Origin of the sequence: Pseudomonas sp. P4795, assembly GCF_048822895.1 — a bacterium.
GTDB lineage: Bacteria > Pseudomonadota > Gammaproteobacteria > Pseudomonadales > Pseudomonadaceae > Aquipseudomonas.
In genome coordinates this window covers 272,084-299,066 of record NZ_JBMFBT010000005.1, presented here as the reverse complement: position 1 = coordinate 299,066, position 26,983 = coordinate 272,084, and the positions used below count along the sequence as shown (strand labels likewise).

Genomic DNA, 26,983 nt, shown 5'->3' with positions numbered 1-26,983 from the left:
CGGAGGTTTTGTCATGCGGCGCGTGGTGTTCAATCAGAAAGGTGGCGTAGGCAAGTCGAGCATTGCCTGCAATCTGGCGGCGGTCAGCGCCAGCGAAGGTTATCGCACGTTGTTGGTGGACCTCGATGCCCAGGCCAATTCCACTCAGTATCTGACCGGCCTCACGGGTAACGACATTCCGATGGGCATTGCCGATTTCTTCAAGCAGACCCTGTCTTCAGGGCCGTTCTCGAAGAAGAATCAGGCAGATATCTACGAAACACCGTTCGATAACCTGCACATCATCACCGCTACTGCCGAACTGGCCGACTTGCAGCCCAAGCTCGAGGCCAAGCACAAGATCAACAAGCTGCGTAAATTGCTCGACGAACTCTCGGAAGATTACGATCGGATTTACCTCGACACACCGCCAGCCTTGAATTTCTATGCGGTATCGGCGCTGATTGCCGCTGATCGCGTGCTGATTCCGTTCGACTGCGACAGTTTCTCGCGGCAGGCCTTGTACGGCTTGCTGGCGGAAATCGAAGAATTGAAGGAAGACCACAATGAAGGCCTCGAAGTCGAAGGCATCGTGGTCAACCAGTTCCAGGCCCGGGCGAGCCTGCCGCAGCAGATTCTTGATGAGTTGATTGCCGAGGGTTTGCCGGTGCTGCCGGTGTATCTCACCAGCTCGGTGCGGATGCGTGAGTCGCATCAGGCGAATACGCCGCTGATCCACCTCGATCCACGGCACAAGCTGACGCAGCAGTTTGTCGAGCTGCACAACCTGCTCGAAGCCTGAATTTCAAGCTACCCCACAAACCAATGTGGGAGCTAGCAAGCTAGCTCCCACATTGGGTGTGTTGTGTCAGATGCCTTGGCTACGCAACCACGCCATCAACTGCGGCAACGGAAATGCCCCACTCTGGCGCGCCACTTCGCGACCGCTCTTGAACAGAATCAAACTCGGAATCGAGCGAATCCCCAACTGCGCCGACAGTTGCTGATTCGCCTCGCTGTCGAGCTTGGCCAGCCGACACTTGCCCGCCAACTGCGCCGCCGCCTGCTCGAACACCTGTGCAAACGACTTGCACGGCCCGCACCAGTCCGCCCACACGTCCACCAATAACGGCAGATCACCCTTGATCTGACTGGCGTAATCGCCTTGCTTCAATTCGAACGGCTGGCTCATCAGCACCTCAGCCTTGCAGCGCCCGCACTTGGGTGCGTCGCCGAGGCGTTCGGCGGGGATGCGGTTGAGGCCGTTGCAGTGGGGGCAGGGGATGAGGAGTGGGTTGGACATGATGGGCTCTCGGGCAGGAAGTCTATGAACCTGATGTGGTGCCGTAGGAGTAAATTATCAATGTTGCAACTGCTAACAGTTACGCGCGTTCAATTGCCCAATCGATGACTAGGCTGCAAGCGAACTCATTTTTTTTGCGCTCGTCGTGGGGATGTCGCTTTGCTTATATCTGCGTGCTACTTTTGTTGCACTTATCAAGAAATTGATAGCCATATTTTTCCGGATCGGAGTGACCTCATGTCCGTAACCTCCAAAATACGTCGTCAGGGCGGTGCCGCAGTAATCACCATTCCGCCGACACTGCTGAAGCTTTTGCATCTCGAAGTCGGGGCGCAGGTGGAATTGAATGTGGTCGATGGTGAGTTGGTCGCGCGACCGGTGGCTCCTCTCGCACGCAAGCGTTACAGCTTGTCCGAACTTCTTGAGGGGGCAGAGTCGCTTCAGGAATTGAACGCCCAAACGGCCGAAGCTCGCGAAGGTGACCCTGTTGGTCGGGAGTTGGGTTGATGGTACGCAGGCAACCCCCTCAGCGGGGTGACGTTTATTGGGTCGATCCAAATCCGGTGGCGGGGCGGGAAATGATGAATCGACACCGCTTTGTAGTCATCACGCCTCGGGAAATCAACGCTTTGGGCGTCAGCATGACTGTCCCTGTGACCAGCGGTGGAAACTTCAGTCGAAACTCGGGTCTTGCCGTTGTTATTTCTGGCCACGAAACCAACGGCGTTGCAGTTTGCAATCAAGTTCGCAGCTTCGATATCGAACAGCGTGTACGAGACGGGTCGGCCAAATTCATCGAGCGTCTGGATGATGTCACGATGGCCGACATTGTTGCTCGCGTGGTCAGTGCTATCGATCCGCAGGACTGATTGCTCCTTACGAAGAACAACTGATCTCCAAATGCTTGCCCCACTCCGGAGGCCGCTCGGCGTAGCTGGCCATCCCCGGTTGTTCTTCGAACGGTTTGCTCAGCACTGCGTGCAAGCGCCGAACCTCCGAGTAATCACCTTGCTCAGCCGCATCGATAGCTTTCTGCGCCAGATAGTTGCGCAGGATGTACAGCGGATTCACCGCGTGCATCCGCGCACTACGTGCTTCTTGATCGTTGAGGCCGTCGCGCGCAACTCGAGCGACGTATTGCTCACCCCAGGCATCGAAGCCTTTGATGTCGACGAAGTCATCTCGCAGCCGAGCCACGGTCTGTTCGGCTGAATCCTCGCCTAAACGGCGGAAAAACAGCGTGTAGTCGACGCCGCTGTTCTGCATCAATTGCAGCAATTGCTCGATGAGTTTCTGATCGTCATCTTCTGCCGTGGTGAAGCCGAGGCGGCGGCGCATCAGGTCGAGGTAGTGCGCTTGATACAGCGGCAGATACAGGCCCAGGGCTTCGCGCAGGGCGTCGACGCTCATGAACGGCGTCAGCGCCTGGGCGAGGGAGCTGAGGTTCCACTGGCCGATCGGCACTTGATTGCTGAACGAGTAGCGGCCCTGATCATCGGAGTGGTTGCAGATGAAATTGGCGTCGAAGTCGTCGAGAAACGCGAACGGGCCGAAGTCGAAGGTGATGCCGAGGATCGACATGTTGTCGGTGTTCATCACGCCGTGGCAGAAACCGTACGCCTGCCACTTGGCGATCAGTTCGGCGTTACGCTCGACGATCTCGCGGAACATCGCCAGATACGGTTCCGGCTGCTCCAGACATTCCGGGAAATGCATCGCCAGCACATGCTCGCCGAGCAACTTCTGCTGTTCGGGCCGCTTGGTGTAGTAGAAATATTCGAAGTGGCCGAAACGAATGTGACTTGGCGCCAGACGCAGCACCATCGCGGCGCGTTCCTGCTTCTCGCGCCAAACAGGGGTGTCGGAGCCGATCACGCAAGCCGCGCGCGAAGACGGAATGTTCAGCCCGTACAGCGCTTCAGAAGCGAGAAATTCGCGGATCGACGAACGCAACACCGCGCGACCATCGCCCATGCGCGAGAACGGGGTCTGCCCTGCGCCCTTAAGGTGCAAGTCCCAATGCTCGCCGGCCTTGTTATACACCTCGCCCAGCAACAACCCGCGACCATCGCCCAGCTGCGGCGTGTAGCCGCCGAACTGATGCCCGGAATACACCATCGCGCGCGGTTCTGCGTCGGCCCACAACTTGTGGCCGCCAAACAGTTCAGCGAATTCCTGAGTTTCGGCCACGGCCGGATCGAGATCGAGCAGCGCCAGTGCGGCGGGGCTGGCGACTACCAGGCGTGGATTGTCGATCGGTTCGGGCAGCACATGGGCCGAGAACGCATCGCCGAGGCGGGCGAAACGATTGTCGAAGGTCAGTTCGTCGAGGGCTTTCACGGGCCGGCTCCAGCAGAATGTCCGGGCATTCTGCTGGGTCTGACCGGGTTAGTCGAGTTTGACCGGCGGCGGCTCTTGCAGCGGTTTCTGATCGTCGGGCACGGCGACGATGGTTTTGCTTTCGGGTTCGATTGGCACCAACTTGTATTCCTGGCCGTGCAGGTTCTTCAGGTAAACCTCCATCTGGCGGAACGAAATGTTGATGTGCTGCTTCTTGAACTCGCTATTGATGAAGCGGTTGACCTCATCCAGCACCGGGTTGCGGTCACCCAGATCGCGAACGTGCATGCGCAGTTCGTGGTCGAGGGTGCTTTCGCCAAAGTTGAGGAAGTACACGAGCGGCTCCGGTTCCTTGAGCACGCGCGGGTTTTCCCGGGCGGCCTTGAGCAGCAGCTCCTTGACCAGATCCAGATCGGAACCGTAGTCGACACCCAGTTTGAGGGTGACTCGAGTAACGGTGTCCGTCAGCGACCAGTTGATCAGTTGCCCGGTGATGAACGTTTTGTTCGGGACAATGATGTCCTTGCGGTCGAAGTCGGTGATGGTCGTGGCACGAATGCGGATCTTGCTCACGGTGCCGGACAGGTTGCCGATGGTGATGGTGTCGCCGATGCGCACCGGGCGCTCGAACAGGATCATGATGCCGGAGATGAAGTTCGCGAAAATCTCCTGCATACCGAACCCGAGGCCGACTGACAGCGCCGCCACCAGCCATTGCAACTTGTCCCAACTCACGCCGAGGGTCGACAGGGTCGAGACAAAGCCGATGCCGGCGATCACGTAGGACAGCAGCGTGGTGGTCGCATAGGCGCTGCCCTGCGCCAGGTTGAGTTTCGACAGCACGAACACTTCGAGCAGGCCGGGCAAGTTGCGGGCGAGGGCGAAGGTGATGCCGATGATGATCAGCGCCCCGAGCATGTCGCCGATGCTGATCGGCACCATGCTCATGTTGGCGCCGGTGCCGCTGGTGTATTCGTAGAGGGTGATGTTGTCGAGGTACGAGAACACCGAGATCAGATCCGACCAGACCCAGTACAGCGCAGCGATAAAACCGCTGAGCAGCGCCAGACGGATCAGGCGCAGGGATTGTTCGTTGACCTTTTCGATGTCCAGCGTCGGTTCTTCGATGATTGCTTCGCCGTCGCCAGCCTCTTTCGCCGCCTGACGTTTGGCCAGCGCACGCTGGTAAGCCAGGCGCCGCGCCGCAACCGACAGGCCACGCACGAAGGTGGCTTCGATCACCAGCCAGAACATCAGCAGGTACAGCGTGTTGATCAAGCGATCACTGAGCTTGAGCGCGGTGTAGTAGTAGCCAAAGCACACGGCTACGAACAATGCGATTGGCAGCAGGGTGAACATCACGCCCAATGTCTTGCGGAACAGCGAGGCGTTTTCGTGGGTCGGGCTGCTGATCAGCAAGCGGCTGAGCAACCACGCCATCAGGGCGTAGCAGGTCAGAACCACCGGCATACCGAGCACGTCGTCAGCCAATGCCGCCGGTTGCAACTCGGCGACCGCAACCACGGCTACCAATGCCATGACCACCAGCCCGAGTTTGCGCACCCAGCCTTGCAGGAATTCGACCTGCGGTTTCTCCCAGCGGAAGTGCAATTCAGCAACGCCGCCCGGCGCGAGAATCCGGTACGCGGTGTAGAACACCAGCCACGCCTGGCCCATTTGCAATAGCGCCGCGCCCATATTGGCGTTCTGCCCACGGGCGTCGATCTGCAACGCCAGACCGCACAGGCCGAGGCCCAGCGCCACCGGCATGGCCAGCAGGATGTTGATCAGAATCGCCTGCGGCGTGTGCCATTGGCTGTCGCGTTTGAAGTGACCGATGTCCTGGTGAACCTTGTTCAGGCGCCCGTACAGACTTTTGCGACGCCACAGCAGCGCGCCGATCAATAGGGCCAGCGGCAGGAACAGTAGCGGGCGCTGTGTCAGACCATCAACCAACTCGCTGAGGCTGGAAGTCCACGGCAACGTATCAACCTGGCGTTTCAGCCGCTCCGGCACGCCGCGCATCCACTCGGTGTCCAGCGGCTTGTTGCTCGGGATCCAGAACATCTGCTCATCGAGGGTCGCGCGCAGGCTCTGCGCGGTGCTCAGCAGTTGTTTCTGATTGAGTTGCAGGGTGATCGATTCATTGAGCATCGCGCTCAATTCGCGGTTCAGGCGTTCCAGCAGGTCGGCACGGGTGTTGGCCAGCTCCAGCAGGCTTTTGCGCAGTTGCGGTGTAATTTGCTCCGGCGGTTGCGTGGCGAGCAGAGTGTCGACGTAGGTGGCCGGATTGCTCAGCAGTTCGCGCTGCTGACTGACGTCGAACTGATACAGACGAATATCAGCGATCTGATCCGCCAGATCGCGGTCGACCTTGAGGCGCGGCAGCGCTTGCTTCTGCTTATAGAGAATTTTCGACAGCAGCAGACTGCCCTTGAGCACGTTGATCTGCTCGTCGAGCGCCGCGTCGCTCTGGGTCACGCTGTCCAGCTGCTGCTTGGTCTGCAGGTTTTGCTGGGTGACTTCGTTGAGGCGGTCGGTGCTTTTCAGCAAGTAATCGGAGAGCTTGAGGTTGGTCGCACTTTCAGTCGCGAGCAGGGCACTGCTGCCGGACTTCTGCGCTTCGATCGACTGCTGGGTGACGGTTTCCTGCGACTGCGCCAGACGCTTCTGGTTGATCAGTGTCTGCAGCTCTTGAATCTCGTGGTCGAGGCGCTCGGTTTTTTCCGACAGCAAGTCATGCTGGCTGTTGCCCAGATCCTGCAGTTGGTTGTTGCCGGCCAACTCCTGACGGCGCAGCGGAATCAGCGCATTCAGCGCTGCCAGCTCGGCGTTGAGCAGGTCACGTTGTTCGCTGCTCACGGCCTTGCCGTTGTCCTTGCCGGACTTGAGGATGTTGTTGATCTGCTGAATGCGCGTCTGGCTGCTGGAAATCTCCGCCTGCGCCCGCTCGGGGCGAGTCTGGGCGGTGATGATCAGGCTGTTGGCATCGGCCAGGGCTTTTTGCAGGTCGCTTTGCTGGGTCGAGCGCTCGGTGAGAATTTGCTCGAGCTGCTGAATGTTTTCCTTGGGAAAGCGCTGGGCAATCGGAATCACCGTGCTGGCCTTGAGGCGCGTCAGCTCGCGAGCATTCTCGATGGTTGCCTTCGGCGCGCTGGCCAACTGCTGCTTGAGATCGACCAGCTTCTGCTCGTAGTCACGCTGGTTATTGAGCTGGGTCAGCGTATTTTGCAGAACGGTTTGCAGAGTCTTTTTATCAGCCTCCGGCAGTTTGCTGTCGGCGATCTTGTCCAGGCTGGCCTGTACGGTGGCAGTGGACGGCGGTTCGGCGGCATACAGCGGGCCGACGGTGAGACTCAGGCCCAGCAGGGCGGCGGCGAAAACGGAGCGCAGGTTAGGCATAGAGACCGGTCGAGCAAGTGAGAGTGGACGCAGTTTAGAGGAAGAGACCGGGGCCCGGGCGACTTCCTTCGGGGAATCTGACGCCGACTTTGCCAATCTTGTTCCCGTCCATGACCGCAACCGTCCAGTGGGTGTTGTTCCACTCGACCTGGTCACCGACGATTGGCGCACCACCGACTTTGTGCGCGATGAACGTGCCCAGCGTCATATCCGGATCAATGCCTTCGGCTGGCAACCCATAAAGTGCTGCAACCGCTTTGAGCTGGGCGTCTCCTTCGAGCACGAAGTCACCGAAGAAACGCAGATCGAGGCCGCGTTGTGGCGCCTGGCTGAAGAGTTTTCCGAGCGCCGGCAGGTTGTGTTCATGGCCGATAACACACAGCAAATCATCGACTTCCAGCACGGTACTACCCGACGGATGGAGCAATTGTTGCCCGCGAAACAGCGCTGCGATGCGGGTGCCTTCGGGCATTTTCAGCTCGCGCAGCGGAGAACCGATGCACCATTTCTCGGCGCCGAGGCGATAAACGAACAGCTCCCACTCGCTGGTGACGTGTACTTCCAGCGCCGCGCGCGAGATCGGCGCAGGCTCCGGGGGAACCGTCACCTTCAACAGCTTGGCCACCCATGGGAGGCTCGTGCCCTGTACCAACAGCGACACCAGCACGATAAAGAACGCCAGGTTGAAGTACAGCTGCGCGTTCGGCAGCCCGGCCATCAGCGGGAACACCGCCAGAATGATCGGTACCGCGCCGCGTAGCCCGACCCAGGAGATGAACGCTTTCTCGCGACCATGGAAAGCTTTGAACGGCAACAACCCGACCATGACCGACAACGGTCGCGCAAACAGGATCATCCACAGCGCCAGACCCAGAGCGGGCAGGGCGATCGGCAGCAAGTCGTGCGGAGTGACCAGCAGCCCCAGCACCAGGAACATGCCGATCTGCGCCAGCCACGCCATGCCGTCGAGCATGTGCAGGATGCCATGACGACTGCGCACCGGCCGGTTGCCGATCACCAGACCACACAGGTAAACCGCGAGGAAGCCGCTTCCGTGGAGGGCGTTGGTCAGGGCGAAGACCACCAGACCGCCGGCGATCACCAGAATCGGATACAGCCCGGCGGCCAGATTGATCCGGTTGACCATTTGCAGCATCAGCCAGCCGCCACCGAGGCCGATCACGCCACCGATACCGAACTCGCGGATCAGGTGCGTCAACAGGCTCCAGTGCAGGCCGGTCTGACCACTGGCGAGCATGTCGATCAGGGTCACGGTGAGGAACACCGCCATCGGGTCGTTGCTACCGGACTCGATTTCCAGAGTGGCAGTTACCCGTTCGTTCAGGCCCTTGCCGCCGAGCAGCGAGAACACCGCGGCGGCGTCGGTCGAGCCGACGATGGCGCCGATCAACAGGCCTTGAATCATGTTCAGGTCGAACAGCCAGGCTGCTGCCATGCCGGTCAGGCCGGTGGTGATCAACACCCCGACCGTTGCCAGCGACAAGGCTGGCCATAACGCCACGCGGAAACTTGAGACCCGTGTGCGCAAACCGCCGTCGAGCAGGATCACCGCGAGTGCGAGGTTGCCGACCAGATAGGCCGTCGGATAGTTATCGAAAATGATCCCGCCGCCATCGACCCCGGCGGCCATGCCGACCGCGAGGATGATCACCAGAATCGGGATGCCGAGGCGCGAAGAAAGTGAGCTCACCAGAATGCTTGCACCTACCAGCAACGCGCCGATCAAGAACAGGCTGTTGATGGTCGTCGCATTCAAAGGCAGTACTCCAGAAGCGTGGAAACGGGCACAAACTGACCATGCAGTCTGCGTGCCAGCGATTCTAACCTGTTGAAATGTGATGCTGTCAAAAAGGTTTTTGCGTTGGCGCTTTCGAGTGATGGGCTCGGCTGGCTATTGCTGCCCTCACCCTAACCCTCTCCCGGGGGGAGAGGGGACTGACCGCGGTGGATGTTCAAGTTACGCCGACGTGAAATACCGCGTCGAACTCAAATTTTGAACATCCCCCGATCTGCCCCCTTTCCCCCTCGCCCCCCTGGGGGAGAGGGTTGGGGTGAGGGGGTTAGCCTTTGATCTTAAAGGCTAAACCGGCCAACCATGTTGTTCAGATCCAGCGCCAATCGCGACAGCTCATTGCTCGCCGCACTGGTCTGATTGGCCCCGGTCGCCGATTGCACCGACAGATCCCGGATATTCACCAGATTGCGATCAACCTCGCGCGCCACCTGCGCCTGCTCTTCAGCGGCACTGGCGATCACCAGGTTGCGCTCGTTGATTTCGACAATCGCCGTGTTGATTGTGTCCAGCGACATGCCGGCGCCACGTGCAATGTTCAACGTCGATTCAGCGCGCTCGGTGCTGTTACGCATCGAATCCACAGCATGCTCGGTACCGCTCTGAATGCTGCCTATCATGCGTTCGATTTCGCTGGTCGACTGCTGAGTGCGATGGGCCAAGGCACGCACTTCGTCAGCTACCACGGCGAAACCACGACCGGCTTCACCGGCACGCGCCGCTTCGATGGCAGCGTTCAGCGCCAGCAGGTTGGTCTGATCCGCCAAACCGCGAATCACATCCAACACCTTGCCGATATCACGGGATTCGTTGGCCAGATCGCCGATCAGGCTCGCGGTGCTCTGCACGTCGACGCTCATGCGCTCAATGGCGCTGACCGTTTCCTGCACCAGATCGCGACCATCACCGGCCGAAGCGGTAGCGTTTTTCGACGCTTCCGAAGTGCTGACCGCGTTGCGCGCAACTTCTTCCACGGCGCTGGTCATTTCGTTGACAGCGGTCGCGGCTTGTTCGATTTCGTTGTTCTGCTGGGTCAGGCCACGGGCGCTTTCGTCGGTGACGCTGTTCAGCTCTTCCGCTGCGGAAGCGAGTTGCGTGGCCGAGCCGGAGATGCGCTGCAAGGTGTCGCGCAGTTTCGATTGCATCTTGGCCATGGCCGCCAGCAGACGCCCGGCTTCATCTTCACCATCGACATGGATTGGCTGGGTCAGATTGCCCTCGGCGATGGTTTCCGCGGCCTCAAGGGCCTTGCCGATCGGTCGGGTGATGCTGTTGGTCAGCAGCCAGGCAAACAGAATCGTCAGACCGGTAGCGATCAGCAGCAAACCCACCACCAGATCGAACGACATCGAAAACTGGTCGCTTGCGCCTTGATTGGTTTCGGCAATCTGCTGAGTGTTGATCTCCAGCAGACGCGTCAGCGCGGTGTTCACTGCTTCGGAGTTACTCAGCAAATCGCTGTTGAGCATCTGGCGCAGTTCATCAACCTGATTGTTGCGCGACAAGGATTTCATCCGGTCTTCAAGTTGGCGGTATTGGTCGAGCAACTGGCGATACTGGTCGTACGCCGCGCGTTCCTGCGGGCCATCGATCAGCGGTTCGTAGGCTTTTTGCGCATCGGCGATCTGGCGGTTGCGCAAATCGAACAGCTCGATGGTTTTCTGCTGCACGTCCGGTTCACGGTTGATCAGCAAGCGATAGGAAAGCACTCGCAAGCGCAAAGTCAGTTGAGTGAATTCATCGATAGCTTTGATCGACGGCACGCTTTCATTGGCGATGTCTTCGCCGGCCGCGCGGATCTTGCTCATCTGGTTCAGGGCAAACACCCCGAGGATCAGCATCAGGCCGCCGATCAGGGCGAAGCCGGTGAACGCGCGGGGCGCGATATTCATATTGCGAAGGGACATGGGGCGGATACCGAAGAGGGCCGCATCCATGCGGGCAAATACTGCTGATGGATGACTTATCGGTCTTGAAAACGAACTCTTTAGTCCGTGCGCGTTTTTGTCGCATCCGGGCCGGATCGACGAAGTGCAGGAACCAGATCGGCAGATCACAGTCTTTAACACTCGCAAGAACGGTCCGTCGTCAGGAAAATCAAGGCTTTGCGCCGGTTTATCCCTAGCGTCCACGGCGACTTTTCTTTATCGTACGCGCCCTTTGAAATTGCTTGGAATTCATCATGTTGGAAGCATCCCTCAGCCAATTGGAACAGCTCGTCAGCGACCTGGTGCAACAGAACCAGACCCTTACGCAAACCAACCAGACCCTGTCCACGGAACTGGCCCAGGCCAAGGATGAAAACGAGAGCCTGCAACTGAACCTGATGGAACAGGAAGAAAAACACGGCGCCACCGCCGCGCGCATTCAAGCCCTGGTTGATCGCGTCAACGCCGGTCCGGTCAGCGCATGAACCACGGCACAGCAGGGGTAAAAGTCGTCTCGATTCTCGGGGAGGACTATTCGATCAAGGCACCGGCCGGGGAAGAACAGACCCTGCTGGACGCCGCATTGATGCTCAAGGCTGCATTGGCCGACACCAAACGCAAATACCCGACACTGATCGGTGATCGGCTGTTGGTGCTGGCGGCGATGAATCTGTGCTCGCAGCAGATCGAAATGAAGAAGCAGCATCAGCTGGAACTCGAGCGTTACCAAGAGCAAGTCAGCGCCACGGTCGAGACCATCGCCAAGACCATCAATCAGGGTTGATGGGTTGCGCACAACCAAAGAGTAAGATTGTCGATCGGGTTGTATACAATCGGCACGGCTGTTGCAGTGTTTCAGCCTCTTATTCTTTGGGGGTGCTCCATGCAGTTCTGGCGTCGCAGTATTCAGTGGCAGTTGATCCTCAGCATGGGCACCGCGCTGCTGGTGAGCATTCTGATCGTGGTTGGCATTTATACCCTGGTGGTCAACCGCCTCGCCCAGAGCTATCTGGTCGATCAAGCCCTGCCGTCGAGCATCGAAGCGACGCGCAATGATATCGAACGAATCCTCGTTCAACCCCTCACTGCCGCCAAGGACATTGCCAGCAACAGCATGGTGCGTGACTGGTTGGCCGCAGGTGAAGACGCCGGCAAAACGGCGGGCTTCGTGCAGTATCTGGAAGGCATCCGCGCCGAACACAAAGCTTTCACTGCGCTGATCGTCGGCACTGACTCCAATCATTACTTCACCGAAAAAGGCCTGGATCGCACCCTCAGCCGATCCAACCCGGCCGACGCCTGGTTCTATTCCTTTCTCGACAGCAATCAGCCGCGCACCCTGAATATCGACAACGACGGGGCCACTGGCGAGCTCGCGTTGTTCATCGATCTGAAGGTCGAACAGGCCGGCAAAGTGGTCGGTGTGGCCGGACTTGGCCTGAGTATGAAAGAGCTGTCGGAGCTGATTCACAACTTCAGCTTCGGCGAGCGCGGCAAGGTCTATCTCGTGCGTTCCGACGGTTTGATCCAGGTCCATCCTGAAGCGCAGTTCAGTGGCAAACGCACCTTGAGCGAGCAGTTGGGCCCGGATGCGGCGCAAGCACTGATGGGCCACAAAAATTCCGCCAACAGCAGATTCCACCGCGACGGCGAGGAATTTCTCGCGTTCAGCCTGCCATTGCGCGATCTGGGCTGGACGCTGGTGGCCGAAGTGCCGCAGTCGCAGATCTACGCCGAAGCCCGGCGAGCGATGTGGATGAGCAGCGGGATTGGCCTGGTGGTGGCACTGGTGTGTCTGGCACTGGTGGTCTGGTTGGCTCAGGGATTGGTGCGACCGATTCGTCAGGTAACAGCCGCGCTGGTAGCAATCGGTAGCGGTGGGGGAGATTTGACTCACCGGTTAGATTCCAGCCGCGCCGATGAACTCGGTGATCTTGCGCGAGGCTTCAACCGCTTCCTCGACAGCCAACGCGGGATGATCGCCGAAGTGCTGGCGACCAGCGAACGCTTGCGCACCGCCGTCGTGCAAGTGGCCAAGGTTGTGGATAACACCGCCGAGCGCTCAGGTCGCCAACAGGAAATGACCGACATGGTCGCCACCGCCGTTCACGAGATGGGCCTGACCGTGCAGGAAATCGCCCAGAACGCCGGCAACGCGGCGCTGGCGTCACAAACTGCTCGCGATGAAGCGATGCAGGCGCGCGAAGTGGTGGGCGGCTCGATTCGGCATATTGAAAGCATGTCGGATGAGATCGGCCTGGCGGCGGGTGCGGTGGGTGAGTTGGCGCATCAGGTGGCTTCGATCGATCAGGTGCTGGCGGTGATCCGCGGAATCTCCGAGCAGACCAATCTGCTGGCGTTGAACGCAGCAATTGAAGCAGCGCGGGCCGGGGACATGGGTCGTGGTTTTGCCGTGGTGGCGGATGAAGTGCGCACCTTGGCGCGCCGCACGCAGGCCTCGACTGACGAGATTCAGCAGATGATCGGCAGCCTCAAGCAGGGCGCGGAAAATGCGGTTTCGTCGATGCGCACCGGGCAGGCTGCGACGGGTACTGGCGTCGAATCGAGTCAGCGCACCGGGGCGTCGTTGACGGCGATTACCGGGCAGGTTGAACGCATCAGCGACATGAATCATCAGGTGGCGACGGCGACGGAAGAGCAGTCGGCGGTGACCGAAGAGATCAACCGCAACGTGCAGGGGATTTCCGATCTGGCGCGGGCGACGGCGGGGGAGGTTCGGGCATGTCGCGAGGATTGTCAGATGTTGCAGCGGCTGGCGGATGATCTGGCGCGGCAGATGGGTGGGTTCAAGTTGGGTTGAAGGTCAAGAGATCGCAGCCTTCGGCAGCTCCTACATTGGAATGCGTACCCTGTAGGAGCTGCCGAAGGCTGCGAGCTTCTGCTTTTCGGCGTCAGAACCACGAGTCCTGCATGCTCAGGCAAACATCATCCCGCGCTTCCAACAACGCCAGCTCATGATGACAACCCGGCACTTCCCACGTCAGAAAATACCGCGCCGCCTGCAACTTGCCCTTATAGAAATCAGCATCCGCCACATTCCCCCGAGCCAACCCTTCCTCCGCCCGAATCGCCTGCTCCAGCCAGCGCCAGCCAATCACCGTGTGCCCGAACACTTTCAGGTACAACGCCGAATTCGCCAGGCCGCTGTTGACCTTGCCCTGTGCCAGATCAGTCAGCAGGCCGATGGTCACGGTCTGCAAACGCGCCACCAGCTTCTCCAGCGGCTCGCGCAATGCGGTTAAGGATTCGTATGCCACGGCGCGCTCGGCGGTGGTGGCGATCAAGCGGATCAACTGCTTCAGCCCCGCACCACCGTTCTGCGCCAGTTTGCGCCCGAGCAAGTCCAGCGACTGAATGCCGTGGGTGCCTTCGTGGATCGGGTTCAAACGGTTGTCGCGGTAATACTGCTCCACCGGGTATTCGCGGGTATAGCCGTGGCCGCCGAGAATCTGGATCGCCAGTTCGTTGGCCTTCAGGCAGAACTCCGATGGCCAGGATTTGACGATCGGGGTCAGCAAGTCCAGCAACTCATGCGCCTGTTTGCGCTCGGTTTCGGTCTCGAGCGTCGTGGTGTCATCGAATAACCGCGCCGCGTACAGGCCGAGGTCAAACGCCCCTTCGACGTAGGATTTTTGCGTCAGCAGCATGCGTCTGACATCCGCGTGCTGAATGATCGGCACTGGCGCGGTGCTTGGGTCTTTGCTGTCCGGCACGCGACCTTGCGGACGTTCGCGGGCGTATTCCAGCGAGTACAGGTAACCGGCATAACCGAGCATCACTGCGCCCATGCCGACGCCAATGCGCGCCTCGTTCATCATCTGGAACATGTAACTCAGGCCCTGATGCGGCTTGCCCACCAGATAGCCGACACACTCGCCGTTATCGCCGAAGTTCAGCGCTGTCGAAGTGGTCCCGCGCCAGCCCATCTTGTGGAACAGACCGGCCAGCAGCACATCGTTGCGCTTGCCGAGGCTACCGTCATCGTTGACCAGAAACTTCGGCACGATGAACAGCGAAATCCCTTTCACCCCGGCCGGGGCGTCCGGCAGTTTGGCCAGCACCATGTGCACGATGTTTTCCGAGAGCGGGTGATCGCCACCGGAAATGAAGATCTTGTTGCCCTTGAGGCGATAGGTACCGTCAGACGCAGGCTCGGCGCGTGTACGAATATCCGACAGCGACGAACCTGCGTGTGGTTCGGTCAGGGCCATGGTGCCGAAGAAGCGGCCGTCGATCATCGGTTGCAGGAAGCGCTGCTTCTGCTCATCGGTGCCGAAGCTTTCGATCAGGTTGGCCGCGCCCATGGTCAGGAACGGGTACGAAGTCGATGCTGCGTTGGCCGATTGGAAATGCGCAAAGCAGGCTTGGGAGAGAAGCGTAGGAAGTTGCATGCCGCCCGCGTCGAAACTTCGCGCGGCGTTGAGGAATCCGGCCTCAAGGAAGGCATCCACCGCCGGTTTGACTTCAGGAATCAGAATCGCCTGACCGTTTTCGTAGCGCGGCTCGTTCTCGTCGCCCTTGCGGTTGTGCGGTGCGAAGTACTTTTCGGCGATGTTACGCGCCGTGCCGATGGCCGCGTCGAAGGTCTCGCGGTTGTGCTCGGCAAACCGCTCACGCCGGGTCAGACCCTCGGCATCGAGGACTTCGTACAGCTCGAAAGCCAGATTGCGGGAACTGAGCAGCGTCTCGGACATGGCGGCCTACCTTTTTTTGGAATGGGCCGAGTCTAGGCGGGGATATGTCGAGTGAACAGGAAGATAGATTTGCGTGATGCAGAAGCAAAAGATCGCAGCCTGCGGCAGCTCCTACACAGAAACACGATTCCCTGTAGGAGCTGCCGCAGGCTGCGATCTTTTGATCTTGCTTTTGATTAACCGATCGTCATCAGACTGGCATTACCACCCGCCGCAGCAGTGTTCACGCTCAACGCACGTTCAATCACCAGACGCTCCAGCGCAATGTTGGTCTCGCCCTGGGACAAGCCCTGAACCCCGACAATCGCACCGGCACGCTTGGCAACCTGCTGGCAAACCGCACGCAACTGGTCGGAATGGCCATGATGCAGGACCGCATCAAACACCACTTCGTCCTTGTTCCAGTCGGATACCAGTTTGATCCGTGCCTGAATCTCCTTCGGCAGGCGTGCGAACAATGCCTTGCTGATGTCGGACTCCGGCCATACCGCCGAACCGCCTACGGCCAATACCGCAGCCAGCTGCGTCAGCAGATCACCTTCAACGTCCGCCAGGCACAGCACGTGCTCGCGCGGCAGGATTGCGTAGCTGTTCTTCTCGCCGGTCGGGCCGGCCAGTACGCGGGTGATACCGCTCTGCGATTGCGCAGCGTACTGCACACACAGGGTGCTCAGGTCGGCAAACTTGTTGCTGTCGGCCCAGGCTTTCAGTGCGGTCAGCGGCTTGCTCATGGCGTCACGCAGACGTACGTCCGGTGCCACGGCAGCATCACCGCGAGCGAAGGATTGTTCGATGGCATCGGTAGGACGCGTCGACAGCAGGCGGAACAAGTACAGCGGGCCACCGGCCTTCGGACCGGTGCCGGACAAGCCTTCGCCGCCGAACGGCTGCACGCCGACCACGGCGCCGACAATGTTGCGGTTAACGTAGACGTTACCGGCGTTGACGTTGTCGATGACCTTGGCGATGGTCTCGTCGATACGTGTGTGCACGCCGAGGGTCAGGCCGTAACCGGACGCGTTGATCTGCGCGATCAACTGGTCGATTTCTTTACGCTTGTAGCGCACCACGTGCAGCACCGGGCCGAAGATTTCGCGCTGCAATTCGTCGAAGCTTTCCAGTTCGATCAACGTTGGCATGACGAAGGTGCCACGTTTGACTTCTTCGCTGTCGGCGATGGCCATCTGGTACACGGTGCGACCTTTGTCGCGCATGCCCTGGATGTGCTTCTCGATGCCCGCCTTGGCTTCGGCGTCGATCACCGGGCCGATGTCCACGTTCAGACGCTCCGGGTTACCGAGGCGCGATTCAGCCATCGCGCCCTTAAGCATTTCGATGACGCGATCAGCGGAATCTTCCTGCAGGCATAGAACCCGCAGCGCCGAGCAACGTTGACCGGCGCTGTCGAAGGCCGACGAAACCACGTCGATCACAACTTGCTCGGTCAGTGCCGAGGAGTCGACGATCATCGCGTTCTGGCCACCGGTTTCGGCGATCAGCGGAATCGGACGACCCTGGTTGTCGAGGCGACCGGCGATGTTGCGTTGCAGCAAACGCGCAACTTCGGTGGAGCCGGTGAACATCACGCCTTTGACGCGCTCATCACCCACCAGACCGGCGCCGACGGTTTCACCGCGACCCGGCAGCAGTTGCAGCACGCCTTCGGGAATCCCGGCTTCGAGCAGCAAACGCACGGCTTGCGCAGCGACCAGCGGAGTCTGTTCGGCCGGTTTGGCCAGTACCGGGTTACCGGCGGCCAGTGCGGCGGCGACTTGACCGCTGAAAATTGCCAGCGGGAAGTTCCACGGGCTGATGCACACCACCGGACCCAGTGGGCGGTGGGCGTCGTTGCTGAAATCGTTGCGCGCCTGCACTGCGTAGTAACGCAGGAAGTCGACGGCTTCGCGGACTTCGGCGATGGCGTTGGCGAAAGTCTTGCCAGCTTCACGCGCCAGCAGGCCCATCAGCGGCTGGATCTCGCCTTCCATCAGATCAGCAGCGCGTTCCAGAATCGCCGCGCGCTCGGCTGGCGGAGTGGCCTGCCAGATCGGTGCCGCGTTCAGCGCACATTGAATCGCGTTGTCGACGTCTTCGACGGTCGCTTCCTGTACATGACCCACCACGTCGCGCAGATCGGACGGGTTCAATACCGGGGCAGCGGCTTCATTGCTGGAAACGCAGCCAAGCATCGGCGCGGCTTTCCAGTTGTTGTGCGCGGTCGCCAGCAGGGCGCAGGACAAGGATGCCAGACGATGTTCGTTGGCCATGTCGATGCCGCTGGAGTTGGCGCGCTCGGCACCGTACAGGTCACGCGGCAGCGGGATACGCGGGTGCGGCAGGCCGAAGCCACCTTCCACGGTCGCCATCTGCTCGATCTGAGCAACCGGATCGGCTACCAATTCCTGAATTGAAATCGACTGGTCGGCGATACGGTTGACGAACGAAGTGTTGGCACCGTTTTCCAGCAAGCGGCGTACGAGATACGCCAGCAGGGTTTCGTGGGTGCCGACCGGAGCGTACACGCGGCACGGACGGTTCAGCTTGCCTTCGGAAACTTTGCCTACAACCTGCTCGTAGAGCGGTTCGCCCATGCCGTGCAGGCACTGGAATTCGTACTGACCGGGGTAATAGTTCTGACCGGCAATGTGGTAAATCGCCGACAGGGTGTGGGCGTTGTGCGTAGCGAATTGCGGGTAAATGACTTCCGGCACTGACAGCAGTTTGCGTGCGCAAGCGATGTAGGAAACGTCGGTGTACACCTTGCGGGTGTAGACCGGATAGCCTTCCAGACCTTCGACCTGGGCGCGCTTGATTTCGCTGTCCCAGTACGCGCCTTTCACCAGGCGGATCATCAGGCGATGACGGCTGCGACGCGCCAGATCGATCACGTAGTCGATCACGTACGGGCAACGCTTCTGGTAAGCCTGAATCACGAAACCGATGCCGTTCCAGCCAGTCAGTTGCGGTTCGAAGCACAGGCGCTCGAGCAGATCCAGCGACAGTTCGAGACGGTCGGCTTCTTCGGCGTCGATGTTCAGGCCGATGTCGTATTGCTTGGCCAGCAAGGTCAGCGACAGCAGGCGCGGGTACAACTCGTCCATCACGCGTTCGTACTGGGCGCGGCTGTAGCGCGGGTGCAGTGCGGACAGCTTGATCGAAATGCCCGGGCCTTCATAAATCCCACGACCGTGGGAGGCTTTGCCGATCGAGTGAATGGCTTGTTCGTACGAAGCGAGGTACTTCTGCGCGTCGTGTTCGGTCAGCGCCGCTTCACCGAGCATGTCATAGGAATAGCGGAAGCCCTTGGCTTCGAACTTGCTCGCGTTGGCCAGTGCTTCGGCGATGGTTTCGCCGGTGACGAACTGCTCGCCCATCAGGCGCATGGCCATGTCGACGCCCTTGCGGATCATCGGCTCGCCGCTCTTGCCGATGATGCGGCTCAGCGACGAAGTCAGGCCGGCTTCGTTATGGGTGGCGACCAGTTTTCCGGTCAGCAACAAGCCCCAAGTGGCAGCGTTGACGAACAGCGAAGGGCTGTTGCCCAGGTGCGGATGCCAGTTGCCGGTGCTGATCTTGTCGCGGATCAGTGCATCGCGGGTGCCCTTGTCCGGGATGCGCAACAGCGCTTCGGCGAGGCACATCAGCGCCACGCCTTCCTGGGAAGACAGGGAAAATTCCTGCAACAGGCCCTGAACAATGCCTGCACGACCGCCGGCACTTTTCTGGTTACGCAGTTTTTCTGCGATGGAGGCTGCGAGTTTGTTGGTGGCTTCAGCCATCGCTGCAGGCAGACGCGCCTGCTCGATCAGCATCGGCACGACTTCCGGCTCCGGGCGACGGTAAGCGGCAGTGATCGAGGCACGCAGTACCGACTGCGGCAGGATGCTTTCAGCGAATTCGAGGAAGCACTGGTGCGCGTGATCGTTGTGCACTTCGCCCGCTTCGTCGGCGTCCTTGGCGGTCAAACCGTTCAGCTCGGTCAGGGTTGCACCACCCTCGAGTTTTTCCAGGTAATTGAAAATTGCCTGTTTGATCAGCCAGTGCGGCGTGCGATCAATCGAGGTCGCGGCAGCCTTCAGGCGCTCGCGGGTCGGGTCGTCAAGTTTGACCCCAAGGGTGGTGGTAGCCATATTTTTATCCTCATAGGTGCCACAGTTGCGTGGCAGCAGCTGGCGGCAAGATTAGCCGTGCGCCGAAAGAGGTGCAACCGGGTGCAACCCTTTTTTGTCGGAAAGTTCTGCAGCTCGTCAGGAATTAATTTCTGGTACGAAAGTGCCGCCCCTGCTTGGTGCTTTTGCTTCTAGCAAAGCGCCATGACTGCGCTAAAAGGGAGCAAAAAACGACCTTTGTCAGATATTTCCGACTAGGTGCAACTTATTCTCGTGAAAGTGGTTGCACCTCATTTCATTTGTTGCATAGCATTCGCGCCCAAGGTGCAACCGGGCTATCCCTCTCGCACCGGCTGATGGCTTTCCTGGGGAAACATCAGTCTTAAACGCGCGGTATCCCGGATCGTCTGTCAAACGTCGTCGTTTGCGAGCGGTTCACCACCGCCGCTACATAAAAACAATGCCAGGGCGTAACTCAATGAGCGTAAGCAATCCAACACTGATCACATTCGTGATCTACATCGCAGCAATGGTGCTGATCGGCTTGATGGCCTATCGCTCCACCAACAACCTTTCTGACTATATTCTGGGCGGTCGCAGCCTGGGCAGCGTCGTTACCGCGCTGTCTGCCGGCGCCTCCGACATGAGTGGCTGGTTGCTGATGGGCCTGCCGGGCGCCATCTATATGTCCGGTCTGTCCGAAAGCTGGATCGCCATCGGTCTGGTCGTCGGTGCCTACCTCAACTGGCTGTTCGTTGCCGGCCGTCTGCGTGTGCAGACCGAGCACAACGGCGACGCATTGACCCTGCCGGACTACTTCGCCAGCCGTTTCGAAGATAAAAGCGGTCTGCTGCGGATCATTTCGGCGGTGGTAATTCTGGTGTTCTTCACCATTTACTGCGCTTCCGGCATCGTGGCTGGCGCCCGTCTGTTCGAAAGCACTTTCGGCATGTCCTACGAGACTGCGCTGTGGGCCGGTGCTGCGGCGACGATTGCTTACACCTTTATCGGCGGTTTCCTGGCTGTGAGCTGGACCGACACCGTACAAGCCACTCTGATGATTTTCGCGCTGATTCTGACGCCGATCATCGTCCTGCTGGCTACCGGCGGCGTCGACACCACGTTCCTGGCGATCGAAGCACAGGACCCAAGCAACTTCGACATGCTCAAAGGCACTACCTTCATCGGCATCGTTTCGCTGATGGGCTGGGGTCTGGGCTACTTCGGTCAACCGCATATCCTGGCGCGTTTCATGGCCGCTGATTCGGTGAAATCGATTGCCAAGGCACGTCGCATCTCCATGACCTGGATGATCCTGTGCCTGGCTGGCACCGTGGCTGTCGGCTTTTTCGGTATCGCTTACTTCTCGGCGCACCCGGAAGTTGCAGGTCCGGTGACCGAAAACCCTGAGCGCGTGTTCATCGAACTGGCCAAGCTCCTGTTCAACCCATGGATTGCCGGTGTCTTGCTGTCGGCCATTCTGGCTGCGGTCATGAGCACCCTGAGCTGCCAATTGCTGGTGTGCTCGAGCGCCCTGACTGAAGACTTCTATAAGACCTTCCTGCGTAAAACCGCCTCCCAGGTCGAGTTGGTCTGGGTCGGTCGCGCCATGGTGCTGCTGGTAGCACTGATCGCTATCGCATTGGCGTCCAACCCGGAAAACCGTGTCCTCGGTCTGGTCAGCTACGCGTGGGCTGGTTTCGGCGCGGCGTTCGGCCCGGTCGTGTTGATCTCGGTCATCTGGAAAAAAATGACCCGCGACGGCGCACTGGCCGGCATCCTGGTCGGCGCGATCACCGTTGTGGTCTGGAAGCACTTCGAACTGCTGGGCCTGTACGAAATCATCCCGGGCTTCATCTTCGCCAGCCTGGCGATCTACTTCGTCAGCAAACTGGGCCAGCCGACTGCCGGCATGGTGCAGCGCTTCGACGCGGCGGAAAAAGATTACAACCTGAACAAGTGATTGCGCTGAGCTAACGCTCAAGGCTTTTACTGACAAGAAAACGGCCCGTCTCCTACTGGAGGCGGGCCGTTTTTTATTGTGTACGATTTCTGATCAACGCTGAAGCTCCCACATGGATCTGCGATATTTCTGACGGACGTGTCTGTAGTTGATTGCGCTGATTCACGCAGGACAATTCGAAGTTTTTAGTAGGGCAAATCTGATTTTTCAGTCACCTAACCTGCACCCCTTGCCCCTCATGCAGAATCGCCCGCCTTCATTCTGCAGAGAGACATCGGATGTTCGCGCCTGCCAATCAACCGCGTTTCACGTTGACCGTCGAAGGTGCTCAGTTTGACCTCAAAGTCCTTGAGTTCACGGGCAAGGAAGCCATCAGCCAACCTTTTCGTTTCGACCTTGAACTGGTCAGCGAGCGGCCGGACCTCGATCTGGAAAGCCTGCTGCATTGTCAGGCGTTTCTGAGTTTCGACCAGGATGGTTCTGGTATCCATGGTCAGATTTATCAAGTCGGACAGGGCGATTCCGGCAAACGTCTGACCCGCTACCACGTCAGCCTGGTTCCGCGTCTGGCCTATCTGGAGCACCGCATCAATCAGCGGATTTTTCAGCACCAGAGCGTGCCGCAGATCGTGGCGCAGATTCTCAAGGATCACGCGATCCTGCGTGACGCCTTCGAGTTTCGCCTCGGCAGCGACTACCCGGCGCGCGAGTATTGCGTGCAGTACGCCGAGAGCGATCTGGCGTTCATTCAGCGCCTGTGTGCCGAGGTCGGGATTCACTTCCATTTTCAGCACAGCGCCGATGCTCACCTGCTGGTGTTCGGCGATGATCAAACTGTATTCCCGCGTCTGGCCGAGCCGACGATGTATCTGCCGGGCAGCGGCATGGCTGCGGCGGCGCCGGCGATCAAGCGCTTCACGGTTCGGGTCGAGACCCGTATTAGCGTGGTCACCCGGCGTGACTACAACTTCGTAAAGCCGCGCTTGCTAATGGAAGCTCGGGTCGATGGCGAGCAGCGCCCTGTGCTCGAGGATTATCACTTCCCCGGCCAATTCACCGAGCGCGAGTCCGGCAAACAACTGGCCCAGCGCAGCCTTGAGCGACATGTCGCCGACTACCGTCAGGCCGAGGGTCGCAGCGATCAATGCGCCTTGGTCAGCGGACATTTCCTGCAACTGACCGAGCATCCGCGTCAGGATTTGAACGACCTGTGGCTGCTGACTGCCATCGAGCATCGTGGCCGACAGCCGCAAGTGCTCGAGGAATCGGTCACCAGCGACGGGGAAGAATTCCGTGGTTACCGTAATACCTTTCTCGCCACGCCGTGGGCCGTGTTCTTCCGCCCGCCACTCGGCCCGGAAAAACCGCGCATGCTCGGCTATCAACCGGCCGTGGTCACCGGCCCGAAAGACAGTGAAATCCACTGCGACGAGTACGGCCGAGTCAAAGTGCAGCTGGCATGGGATCGCGACGGCGAACTCAACGAACATTCCAGTTGCTGGTTACGTGTCGCCACCGGTTGGGCGCACGACCGCTACGGCAGCGTGCTGATTCCACGGGTCGGCATGGAAGTGCTGGTCGGCTTCATCGATGCCGACGCCGACAAACCGCTGGTCATGGGTTGCCTGCCAAACGCCGCAACCCCGGTGCCGCTGGATCTGCCAGCCGACAAAACCCGCAGTATTTTCCGTAGCCAGAGCAGTCCCGGCGGCGGCGGTTACAACGAATTGCGCATCGAAGATCGCAAGGGCGCCGAAGAAATCTACCTGCGCGCCCAGCGCAACTGGACGCAGCATGTGTTGAATGATCAACAAGTGCAGATCGACAACCAGCGCAGCATCGTCGTCACCGGCCTCGCCAAACATGAATTGAAAGCCGACGAACAACGCATCACCCACGGTCAGCGTCAGACCGAGGTGAAGCAGGACGACCATCTCACTGTGACCGGCGACCGGCACATCCGCGTGAACAGTCAGGCGCTCAGCGCCAGTGCGCAATTCCACGTAAGCGCCGGGCAGCAGGTAGTGATCGATGGCGGCGCCAGCGCGACGATTCAAGCGGGCGGCCAGTGGATCAACATCGGCCCCGGCGGGATTTTCAGCAGCGTGCCGATTATGGTGGGCGGCGCGCCGATGGTGGCAACGAGTGCCGCGCCAACGGTGCCGGGTGTGCCGGAAAAACTGCTGGCTGCGCCGGCCGCGATGCTGACTGCCGCGCAAATCATGAGCCTGAAAGGCGATGCGCCGTTTTGTGAAGAGTGTGAGCGTTGCAAGGAAGGTGTCTGTGCAGCCTGATCAATGGTTGAAAAACGATCCGCTGAAACCGTCGGAGCAATTGTTTGCGATATTCAGCAGTGCCAGTGGAGCGAATCCGCTGAAGGCGTGGCCAATGGCAGCGCAGATGCCGAAGCCGATCTGGGCGGACACGATTTACAGCGAGTGGGATGCGGTCATGCCCTATGTGGGAATTGTCGACACTGACAGTGAGTTTCTGGATTGGGTGGCGACCACTGAGTCTCGCGATTGGGGTTGGCTGGCGGTTTCGTCGGCCAGTCTTGAAGTGGTGGTTGAGCACTTGCGCAGTTTGACTCAGGTGTTGATGCCGGGCGGCAAACGGGTGTTTTTCCGGTTTTGGGATGGGCGGTTTTTGCTGCCGATCCTGCAGTCTGACGAGGTGGATGCGGGCAAGTTATTGCCGGTCATCGAACGCGGTTTGATCAATGGCCATGCGCTGGAGATTGGTGGCAGGGCCCAGGTGTCGGGGCGGGTATTTCCTTGGTGGCAGGTGCCGGAAAAGCTGTTGACGGAGTTCGACGGGGAGGCGCGGGTAGCTAATGTCTTGCAGTGGTTGAGCGAGGAGCATCCGGCATTGTTCGAGGCGTTTTCCGGCAACGTTTTACGCAGCAAAGTTGTCAGGTTTTTTGCTGTTTCGGCGTCGGACGAATCGTCGGATTCGGCGTTGCTGGACTACTTGCGAGACGAGTCAGAGTGAAATTTCCGGGCGAAGCCGTCGGAAGTTTCCTGCGAGTTGCGGCGGTTTGCGTGAACTGGTGGGCGCGGGGTGGGAGGGATAGTCTTTTGGCTGTCACTGCGAGAGTGGTGACAGGGTGTAGGAACCCTCGCTTTCATGGCGTCACAGTTCGTTGGCATTTTGCGGCACTTGATTCAAGTCCGTAAGATCGTTCGCGGCGGCTGTGCGCAGGACACGCTTCGGCGTGACCGAGGTCCATGATTGCTCGGTTCCTACTCTTGCGCACGGCTGCCACCCAAACCTGTAGGAAGGTGCGTTGGCGGTTCACATTCACAATCATGGAGATAACAAAATGACGAATTTGCACCCCGATCCACCCTACGAAAAAATCATCCCCCATCCGAACAATCGCTTCATGGCCATGACCGACAATTGCAGCGACATGCCCGCTTTGTTCGTCGACACCCACGTCCCGCTCGACATCCTGATGGACGCCGCCAACTACCGCATCCGCGCCGTAATTCAGGTGTTGGAAAACATGTGCATGCGTGGCTCGGTCGAGTGCGACTCCGTCATCCTCAGCGACTTCGCCCTGCTCTGCGTGATTCCGTTGCGTGATGGGTGTGATGTGCTGGATGTGATTGGCAAGCGCTTACGGGGCTGATCAGTAACCATTGTGGCTGGGGGGATTGCTTTAGCCACAAGATCAAAAGATCGCAGCCTGCGGCAGCTCCTACAGTTCGATGGTTATTCGGAGATGTAAGGGTCTTGGGTCTTGATGAAGCTGTCGAAGGCTTTGGAGTTGTAGACCTCAAGGCATGCGTGGAAGACGACTTTCTGATTTGAGTATTTGCTGGCCGAGTGCGTCTGTTCGTAGGCTGCGAGGACGTAAGCCCTGGTTTGTTCGTAGGGATCGTGCAGGTCTTGCAGCGTGTCTTCATTCTGCAGGACTGTGTGCATGCCTTTGCCCATGAAGGAATAGGCTCCGGCGGACAGGCTGATGTCTTTTTTCAGTTCGGATGGTTCGGGGAAGGGCGCCAGGATGCATTGGCTCAAGCCGTAGTTTTTCAGGGTTTGGCGGGCTTGTTCGGTGTGGTTTTCGTTGGCGTGGGTTTGGGCTGATGTGAGTAGGCACGCTAAGGGAATGATCAGGCGGTGCATGTTTTTTGACTTCCTGTCTGGATTGTTCGGCCAGTGTAAGGCTTTCGATCGTGGCCCTCACCCTAGCCCTCTCCCAGAGGTAGAGGGGACCGACCGAGGTGTTTGGGAGATCTACGCCGACCTGCGGCTTCGATGGTGAACTTGGCTTGGCCAAGCCTGGGGTCGCAGGGGGCTGGGCTTGGCTTGGCTTGGCTTGGCCTGAGGTCGCGGTGATTTTTCAGGTCGATGTAAGCTGGGAGATCAACTCGATCAGTCCCCTCTCCCTTTGGGAGAGGGTTAGGGTGAGGGGCTCCTCGAGGATGTATGCGTAGCAAGACTGGCCACTCAGCCCGCAACCCCTGACTTGCCGCCCGGTAAAAGGTAAACTTCCCGCCCTGCGCAGGAGCAATCATGAATTATCGTCACGCCTTCCATGCCGGCAATCACGCCGATGTGTTCAAACACCTGACTCTGACCCGCCTGTTCGCCCTGATGGCGCGCAAGGAGCAGCCGTTTGCCTATCTCGACAGCCACGCCGGTATCGGTCTGTATGACTTGCAGGGCGATCAGGCCAATCGGACCGGCGAGTACCTGGAAGGCATCGCGCGCTTGTGGGATCAACCGGATCTGCCGACGCTGACCGCTGATTACATGCGGGTGCTGCACGAGATGAATCCGGATGGTCAGTTGCGCTATTACCCGGGTTCGCCGGAGCTGGCGCGGCGTCTGACGCGGCCGCAGGATCGGGTGATGCTCAACGAGAAGCATCCGGAAGACGGCGTGCTGCTCAAGGACAACATGGCCGGCGATCGTCGGGTCAAAGTGCAGTTGGGCGAGGGCTGGCATGTCGCGCGGGCGATGTTGCCGGTGCAGGAAAAGCGCGCGGTGATGTTGATCGATCCGCCGTTCGAGCAGCTCGATGAAATGCAGCGTTGTGCCGCGTCGATGAAAGAGGCGATCGGGCGGATGCGTCAAACCGTGGCGGCGATCTGGTATCCGGTGAAGGATCAGCGCGCGCTGCGACGTTTTTATCAGGATCTGGCCGGCACTGGCGCGCCGAAACTGTTGCGGGTCGAGCTGTTGGTGCATCCGCTGGATACGCCGAACAGTCTGAACGGTTCAGGAATGGCGATTGCCAATCCGCCGTGGGGGCTGGAGGAGGAATTGCGTGAGCTGCTGCCGTGGTTGTCGAAGAAGCTTGGGCAGACGCAGGGCGGTTGGCAGATGGATTGGTTGATTGCTGAGAGTTGATCAACAGATTTAGCGGTGTCTGATCAGACGCCATCGCGGGCAAGCCCGCTCCCACAGGTCATGCGAGATT

General features: G+C 59.4%; 18 protein-coding genes and 3 pseudogenes. 12 read left to right on the top strand and 9 right to left on the bottom strand.

Annotation, left to right across the window (positions count from 1 at the left end; all coding sequences use genetic code 11):
- Positions 1-13: 13 nt before the first annotated feature.
- On the top strand, positions 14-781 hold the full coding sequence (locus ACOI8A_RS16410; protein WP_420646931.1) for a ParA family protein: 768 nt from the start codon (positions 14-16) through the stop codon (positions 779-781).
- Positions 782-847: 66 nt separating this feature from the next.
- Here the strand turns inward: ACOI8A_RS16410 and trxC are convergent, their stop codons facing one another.
- Positions 848-1,282 carry a thioredoxin TrxC gene (gene trxC, locus ACOI8A_RS16405; RefSeq protein ID WP_420646932.1) on the bottom strand — a complete coding sequence of 145 codons (435 nt, stop codon included), beginning with the start codon at positions 1,280-1,282 and terminating at the stop codon, positions 848-850.
- A gap of 237 nt (positions 1,283-1,519) precedes the next feature.
- Here trxC and ACOI8A_RS16400 point away from each other — a divergent pair, with 237 nt between their 5' ends.
- Together ACOI8A_RS16400 and ACOI8A_RS16395 are read left to right on the top strand one after the other, a co-directional pair.
- On the top strand, positions 1,520-1,789 hold the full coding sequence (locus ACOI8A_RS16400) for an AbrB/MazE/SpoVT family DNA-binding domain-containing protein (protein ID WP_420646933.1): 270 nt from the start codon (positions 1,520-1,522) through the stop codon (positions 1,787-1,789).
- Positions 1,789-2,151 carry a type II toxin-antitoxin system PemK/MazF family toxin gene (locus ACOI8A_RS16395; RefSeq protein ID WP_420646934.1) on the top strand — a complete coding sequence of 121 codons (363 nt, stop codon included), beginning with the start codon at positions 1,789-1,791 and terminating at the stop codon, positions 2,149-2,151. The genes ACOI8A_RS16400 and ACOI8A_RS16395 overlap by 1 nt, the downstream gene beginning before the upstream one ends.
- A 7-nt stretch (positions 2,152-2,158) precedes the next feature.
- On the opposite strand, the gene selO is transcribed toward ACOI8A_RS16395, so the two are convergent.
- From selO to ACOI8A_RS16370, 5 genes and pseudogenes are all read right to left on the bottom strand, one after another.
- Positions 2,159-3,622 (bottom strand): protein adenylyltransferase SelO, encoded by a 1,464-nt coding sequence (gene selO / locus ACOI8A_RS16390; protein ID WP_420646935.1) that lies wholly within the window; start codon positions 3,620-3,622, stop codon positions 2,159-2,161.
- Positions 3,623-3,670: 48 nt separating this feature from the next.
- Entirely contained in the window at positions 3,671-7,024 is a 3,354-nt protein-coding gene (gene mscK, locus ACOI8A_RS16385; RefSeq protein WP_420646936.1) for a mechanosensitive channel MscK, read from the bottom strand.
- A gap of 34 nt (positions 7,025-7,058) precedes the next feature.
- Positions 7,059-8,801 (bottom strand): potassium/proton antiporter, encoded by a 1,743-nt coding sequence (locus tag ACOI8A_RS16380; protein WP_420651282.1) that lies wholly within the window; start codon positions 8,799-8,801, stop codon positions 7,059-7,061.
- Positions 8,802-9,118: 317 nt separating this feature from the next.
- A pseudogene (locus ACOI8A_RS16375) lies at positions 9,119-9,718 on the bottom strand (methyl-accepting chemotaxis protein); the annotation flags it as partial.
- 303 nt (positions 9,719-10,021) lie between these two features.
- Positions 10,022-10,678, bottom strand: a pseudogene (locus tag ACOI8A_RS16370) (MCP four helix bundle domain-containing protein); the annotation flags it as partial.
- A 341-nt stretch (positions 10,679-11,019) separates the two neighbouring features.
- Here ACOI8A_RS16370 and ACOI8A_RS16365 point away from each other — a divergent pair.
- The 4 genes and pseudogenes from ACOI8A_RS16365 to ACOI8A_RS16350 all read left to right on the top strand — a co-directional run bounded on the left by ACOI8A_RS16365 (position 11,020) and on the right by ACOI8A_RS16350 (position 13,586).
- Positions 11,020-11,250 (top strand): hypothetical protein, encoded by a 231-nt coding sequence (locus ACOI8A_RS16365; RefSeq protein ID WP_420646938.1) that lies wholly within the window; start codon positions 11,020-11,022, stop codon positions 11,248-11,250.
- A complete protein-coding gene (locus ACOI8A_RS16360) occupies positions 11,247-11,549 on the top strand; it encodes a cell division protein ZapA (protein WP_420646939.1) in 303 nt (100 codons plus the stop codon). Before ACOI8A_RS16365 ends, ACOI8A_RS16360 begins: the two co-directional genes overlap by 4 nt.
- Before the next feature lie 99 nt (positions 11,550-11,648).
- Positions 11,649-12,719: pseudogene (locus tag ACOI8A_RS16355) on the top strand (cache domain-containing protein); the annotation flags it as partial.
- Positions 12,720-12,740: 21 nt separating this feature from the next.
- The gene (locus ACOI8A_RS16350) at positions 12,741-13,586 is read left to right on the top strand and encodes a methyl-accepting chemotaxis protein (protein ID WP_420657787.1); all 846 of its coding nucleotides are present in this window, start codon (positions 12,741-12,743) and stop codon (positions 13,584-13,586) included.
- 91 nt (positions 13,587-13,677) lie between these two features.
- Here ACOI8A_RS16350 and ACOI8A_RS16345 read toward each other — a convergent pair whose 3' ends face one another.
- Entirely contained in the window at positions 13,678-15,480 is a 1,803-nt protein-coding gene (locus ACOI8A_RS16345) for an acyl-CoA dehydrogenase (protein WP_420646940.1), read from the bottom strand.
- A 176-nt stretch (positions 15,481-15,656) separates the two neighbouring features.
- On the bottom strand, positions 15,657-19,610 hold the full coding sequence (putA, locus tag ACOI8A_RS16340; RefSeq protein ID WP_420646941.1) for a trifunctional transcriptional regulator/proline dehydrogenase/L-glutamate gamma-semialdehyde dehydrogenase: 3,954 nt from the start codon (positions 19,608-19,610) through the stop codon (positions 15,657-15,659).
- A 457-nt stretch (positions 19,611-20,067) separates the two neighbouring features.
- On the opposite strand from putA, the gene putP reads away from it, so the two are divergent.
- The 4 genes from putP (at position 20,068) to ACOI8A_RS16320 (ending at position 25,186) form a co-directional block, all read left to right on the top strand.
- The gene (gene putP, locus ACOI8A_RS16335; RefSeq protein WP_420646942.1) at positions 20,068-21,552 is read left to right on the top strand and encodes a sodium/proline symporter PutP; all 1,485 of its coding nucleotides are present in this window, start codon (positions 20,068-20,070) and stop codon (positions 21,550-21,552) included.
- A 278-nt stretch (positions 21,553-21,830) separates the two neighbouring features.
- The gene (locus ACOI8A_RS16330; protein WP_420646943.1) at positions 21,831-23,846 is read left to right on the top strand and encodes a type VI secretion system tip protein VgrG; all 2,016 of its coding nucleotides are present in this window, start codon (positions 21,831-21,833) and stop codon (positions 23,844-23,846) included.
- Positions 23,836-24,543, top strand: coding sequence for a DUF4123 domain-containing protein (locus ACOI8A_RS16325; RefSeq protein WP_420646944.1), 708 nt, complete (start codon positions 23,836-23,838; stop codon positions 24,541-24,543). Before ACOI8A_RS16330 ends, ACOI8A_RS16325 begins: the two co-directional genes overlap by 11 nt.
- Positions 24,544-24,874: 331 nt before the next feature.
- Positions 24,875-25,186 (top strand): hypothetical protein, encoded by a 312-nt coding sequence (locus ACOI8A_RS16320; RefSeq protein WP_420646945.1) that lies wholly within the window; start codon positions 24,875-24,877, stop codon positions 25,184-25,186.
- A gap of 83 nt (positions 25,187-25,269) precedes the next feature.
- On the opposite strand, the gene ACOI8A_RS16315 is transcribed toward ACOI8A_RS16320, so the two are convergent.
- Positions 25,270-25,683, bottom strand: coding sequence for a hypothetical protein (locus tag ACOI8A_RS16315; RefSeq protein ID WP_420646946.1), 414 nt, complete (start codon positions 25,681-25,683; stop codon positions 25,270-25,272).
- Positions 25,684-26,073: 390 nt separating this feature from the next.
- Between ACOI8A_RS16315 and ACOI8A_RS16310 the strand changes: the two genes are divergently transcribed.
- Entirely contained in the window at positions 26,074-26,913 is an 840-nt protein-coding gene (locus tag ACOI8A_RS16310; RefSeq protein ID WP_420646947.1) for a 23S rRNA (adenine(2030)-N(6))-methyltransferase RlmJ, read from the top strand.
- Positions 26,914-26,983 lie beyond the last annotated feature (70 nt).

What these genes read in the sequence shown, in the direction of transcription:
- ACOI8A_RS16350 (WP_420657787.1), top strand. Translation starts at nt 12,741, where the DNA reads ATGATCGCCGAAGTGCTGGCGACCAGCGAACGCTTGCGCACCGCCGTC.
- mscK (WP_420646936.1), bottom strand. Translation starts at nt 7,024, where the DNA reads ATGCCTAACCTGCGCTCCGTTTTCGCCGCCGCCCTGCTGGGCCTGAGT.
- ACOI8A_RS16345 (WP_420646940.1), bottom strand. Translation starts at nt 15,480, where the DNA reads ATGTCCGAGACGCTGCTCAGTTCCCGCAATCTGGCTTTCGAGCTGTAC.
- ACOI8A_RS16310 (WP_420646947.1), top strand. Translation starts at nt 26,074, where the DNA reads ATGAATTATCGTCACGCCTTCCATGCCGGCAATCACGCCGATGTGTTC.
- trxC (WP_420646932.1), bottom strand. Translation starts at nt 1,282, where the DNA reads ATGTCCAACCCACTCCTCATCCCCTGCCCCCACTGCAACGGCCTCAAC.
- ACOI8A_RS16320 (WP_420646945.1), top strand. Translation starts at nt 24,875, where the DNA reads ATGACGAATTTGCACCCCGATCCACCCTACGAAAAAATCATCCCCCAT.
- ACOI8A_RS16395 (WP_420646934.1), top strand. Translation starts at nt 1,789, where the DNA reads ATGGTACGCAGGCAACCCCCTCAGCGGGGTGACGTTTATTGGGTCGAT.
- ACOI8A_RS16365 (WP_420646938.1), top strand. Translation starts at nt 11,020, where the DNA reads ATGTTGGAAGCATCCCTCAGCCAATTGGAACAGCTCGTCAGCGACCTG.
- ACOI8A_RS16410 (WP_420646931.1), top strand. Translation starts at nt 14, where the DNA reads ATGCGGCGCGTGGTGTTCAATCAGAAAGGTGGCGTAGGCAAGTCGAGC.
- ACOI8A_RS16400 (WP_420646933.1), top strand. Translation starts at nt 1,520, where the DNA reads ATGTCCGTAACCTCCAAAATACGTCGTCAGGGCGGTGCCGCAGTAATC.
- putP (WP_420646942.1), top strand. Translation starts at nt 20,068, where the DNA reads ATGAGCGTAAGCAATCCAACACTGATCACATTCGTGATCTACATCGCA.
- ACOI8A_RS16315 (WP_420646946.1), bottom strand. Translation starts at nt 25,683, where the DNA reads ATGCACCGCCTGATCATTCCCTTAGCGTGCCTACTCACATCAGCCCAA.
- ACOI8A_RS16360 (WP_420646939.1), top strand. Translation starts at nt 11,247, where the DNA reads ATGAACCACGGCACAGCAGGGGTAAAAGTCGTCTCGATTCTCGGGGAG.
- ACOI8A_RS16330 (WP_420646943.1), top strand. Translation starts at nt 21,831, where the DNA reads ATGTTCGCGCCTGCCAATCAACCGCGTTTCACGTTGACCGTCGAAGGT.
- putA (WP_420646941.1), bottom strand. Translation starts at nt 19,610, where the DNA reads ATGGCTACCACCACCCTTGGGGTCAAACTTGACGACCCGACCCGCGAG.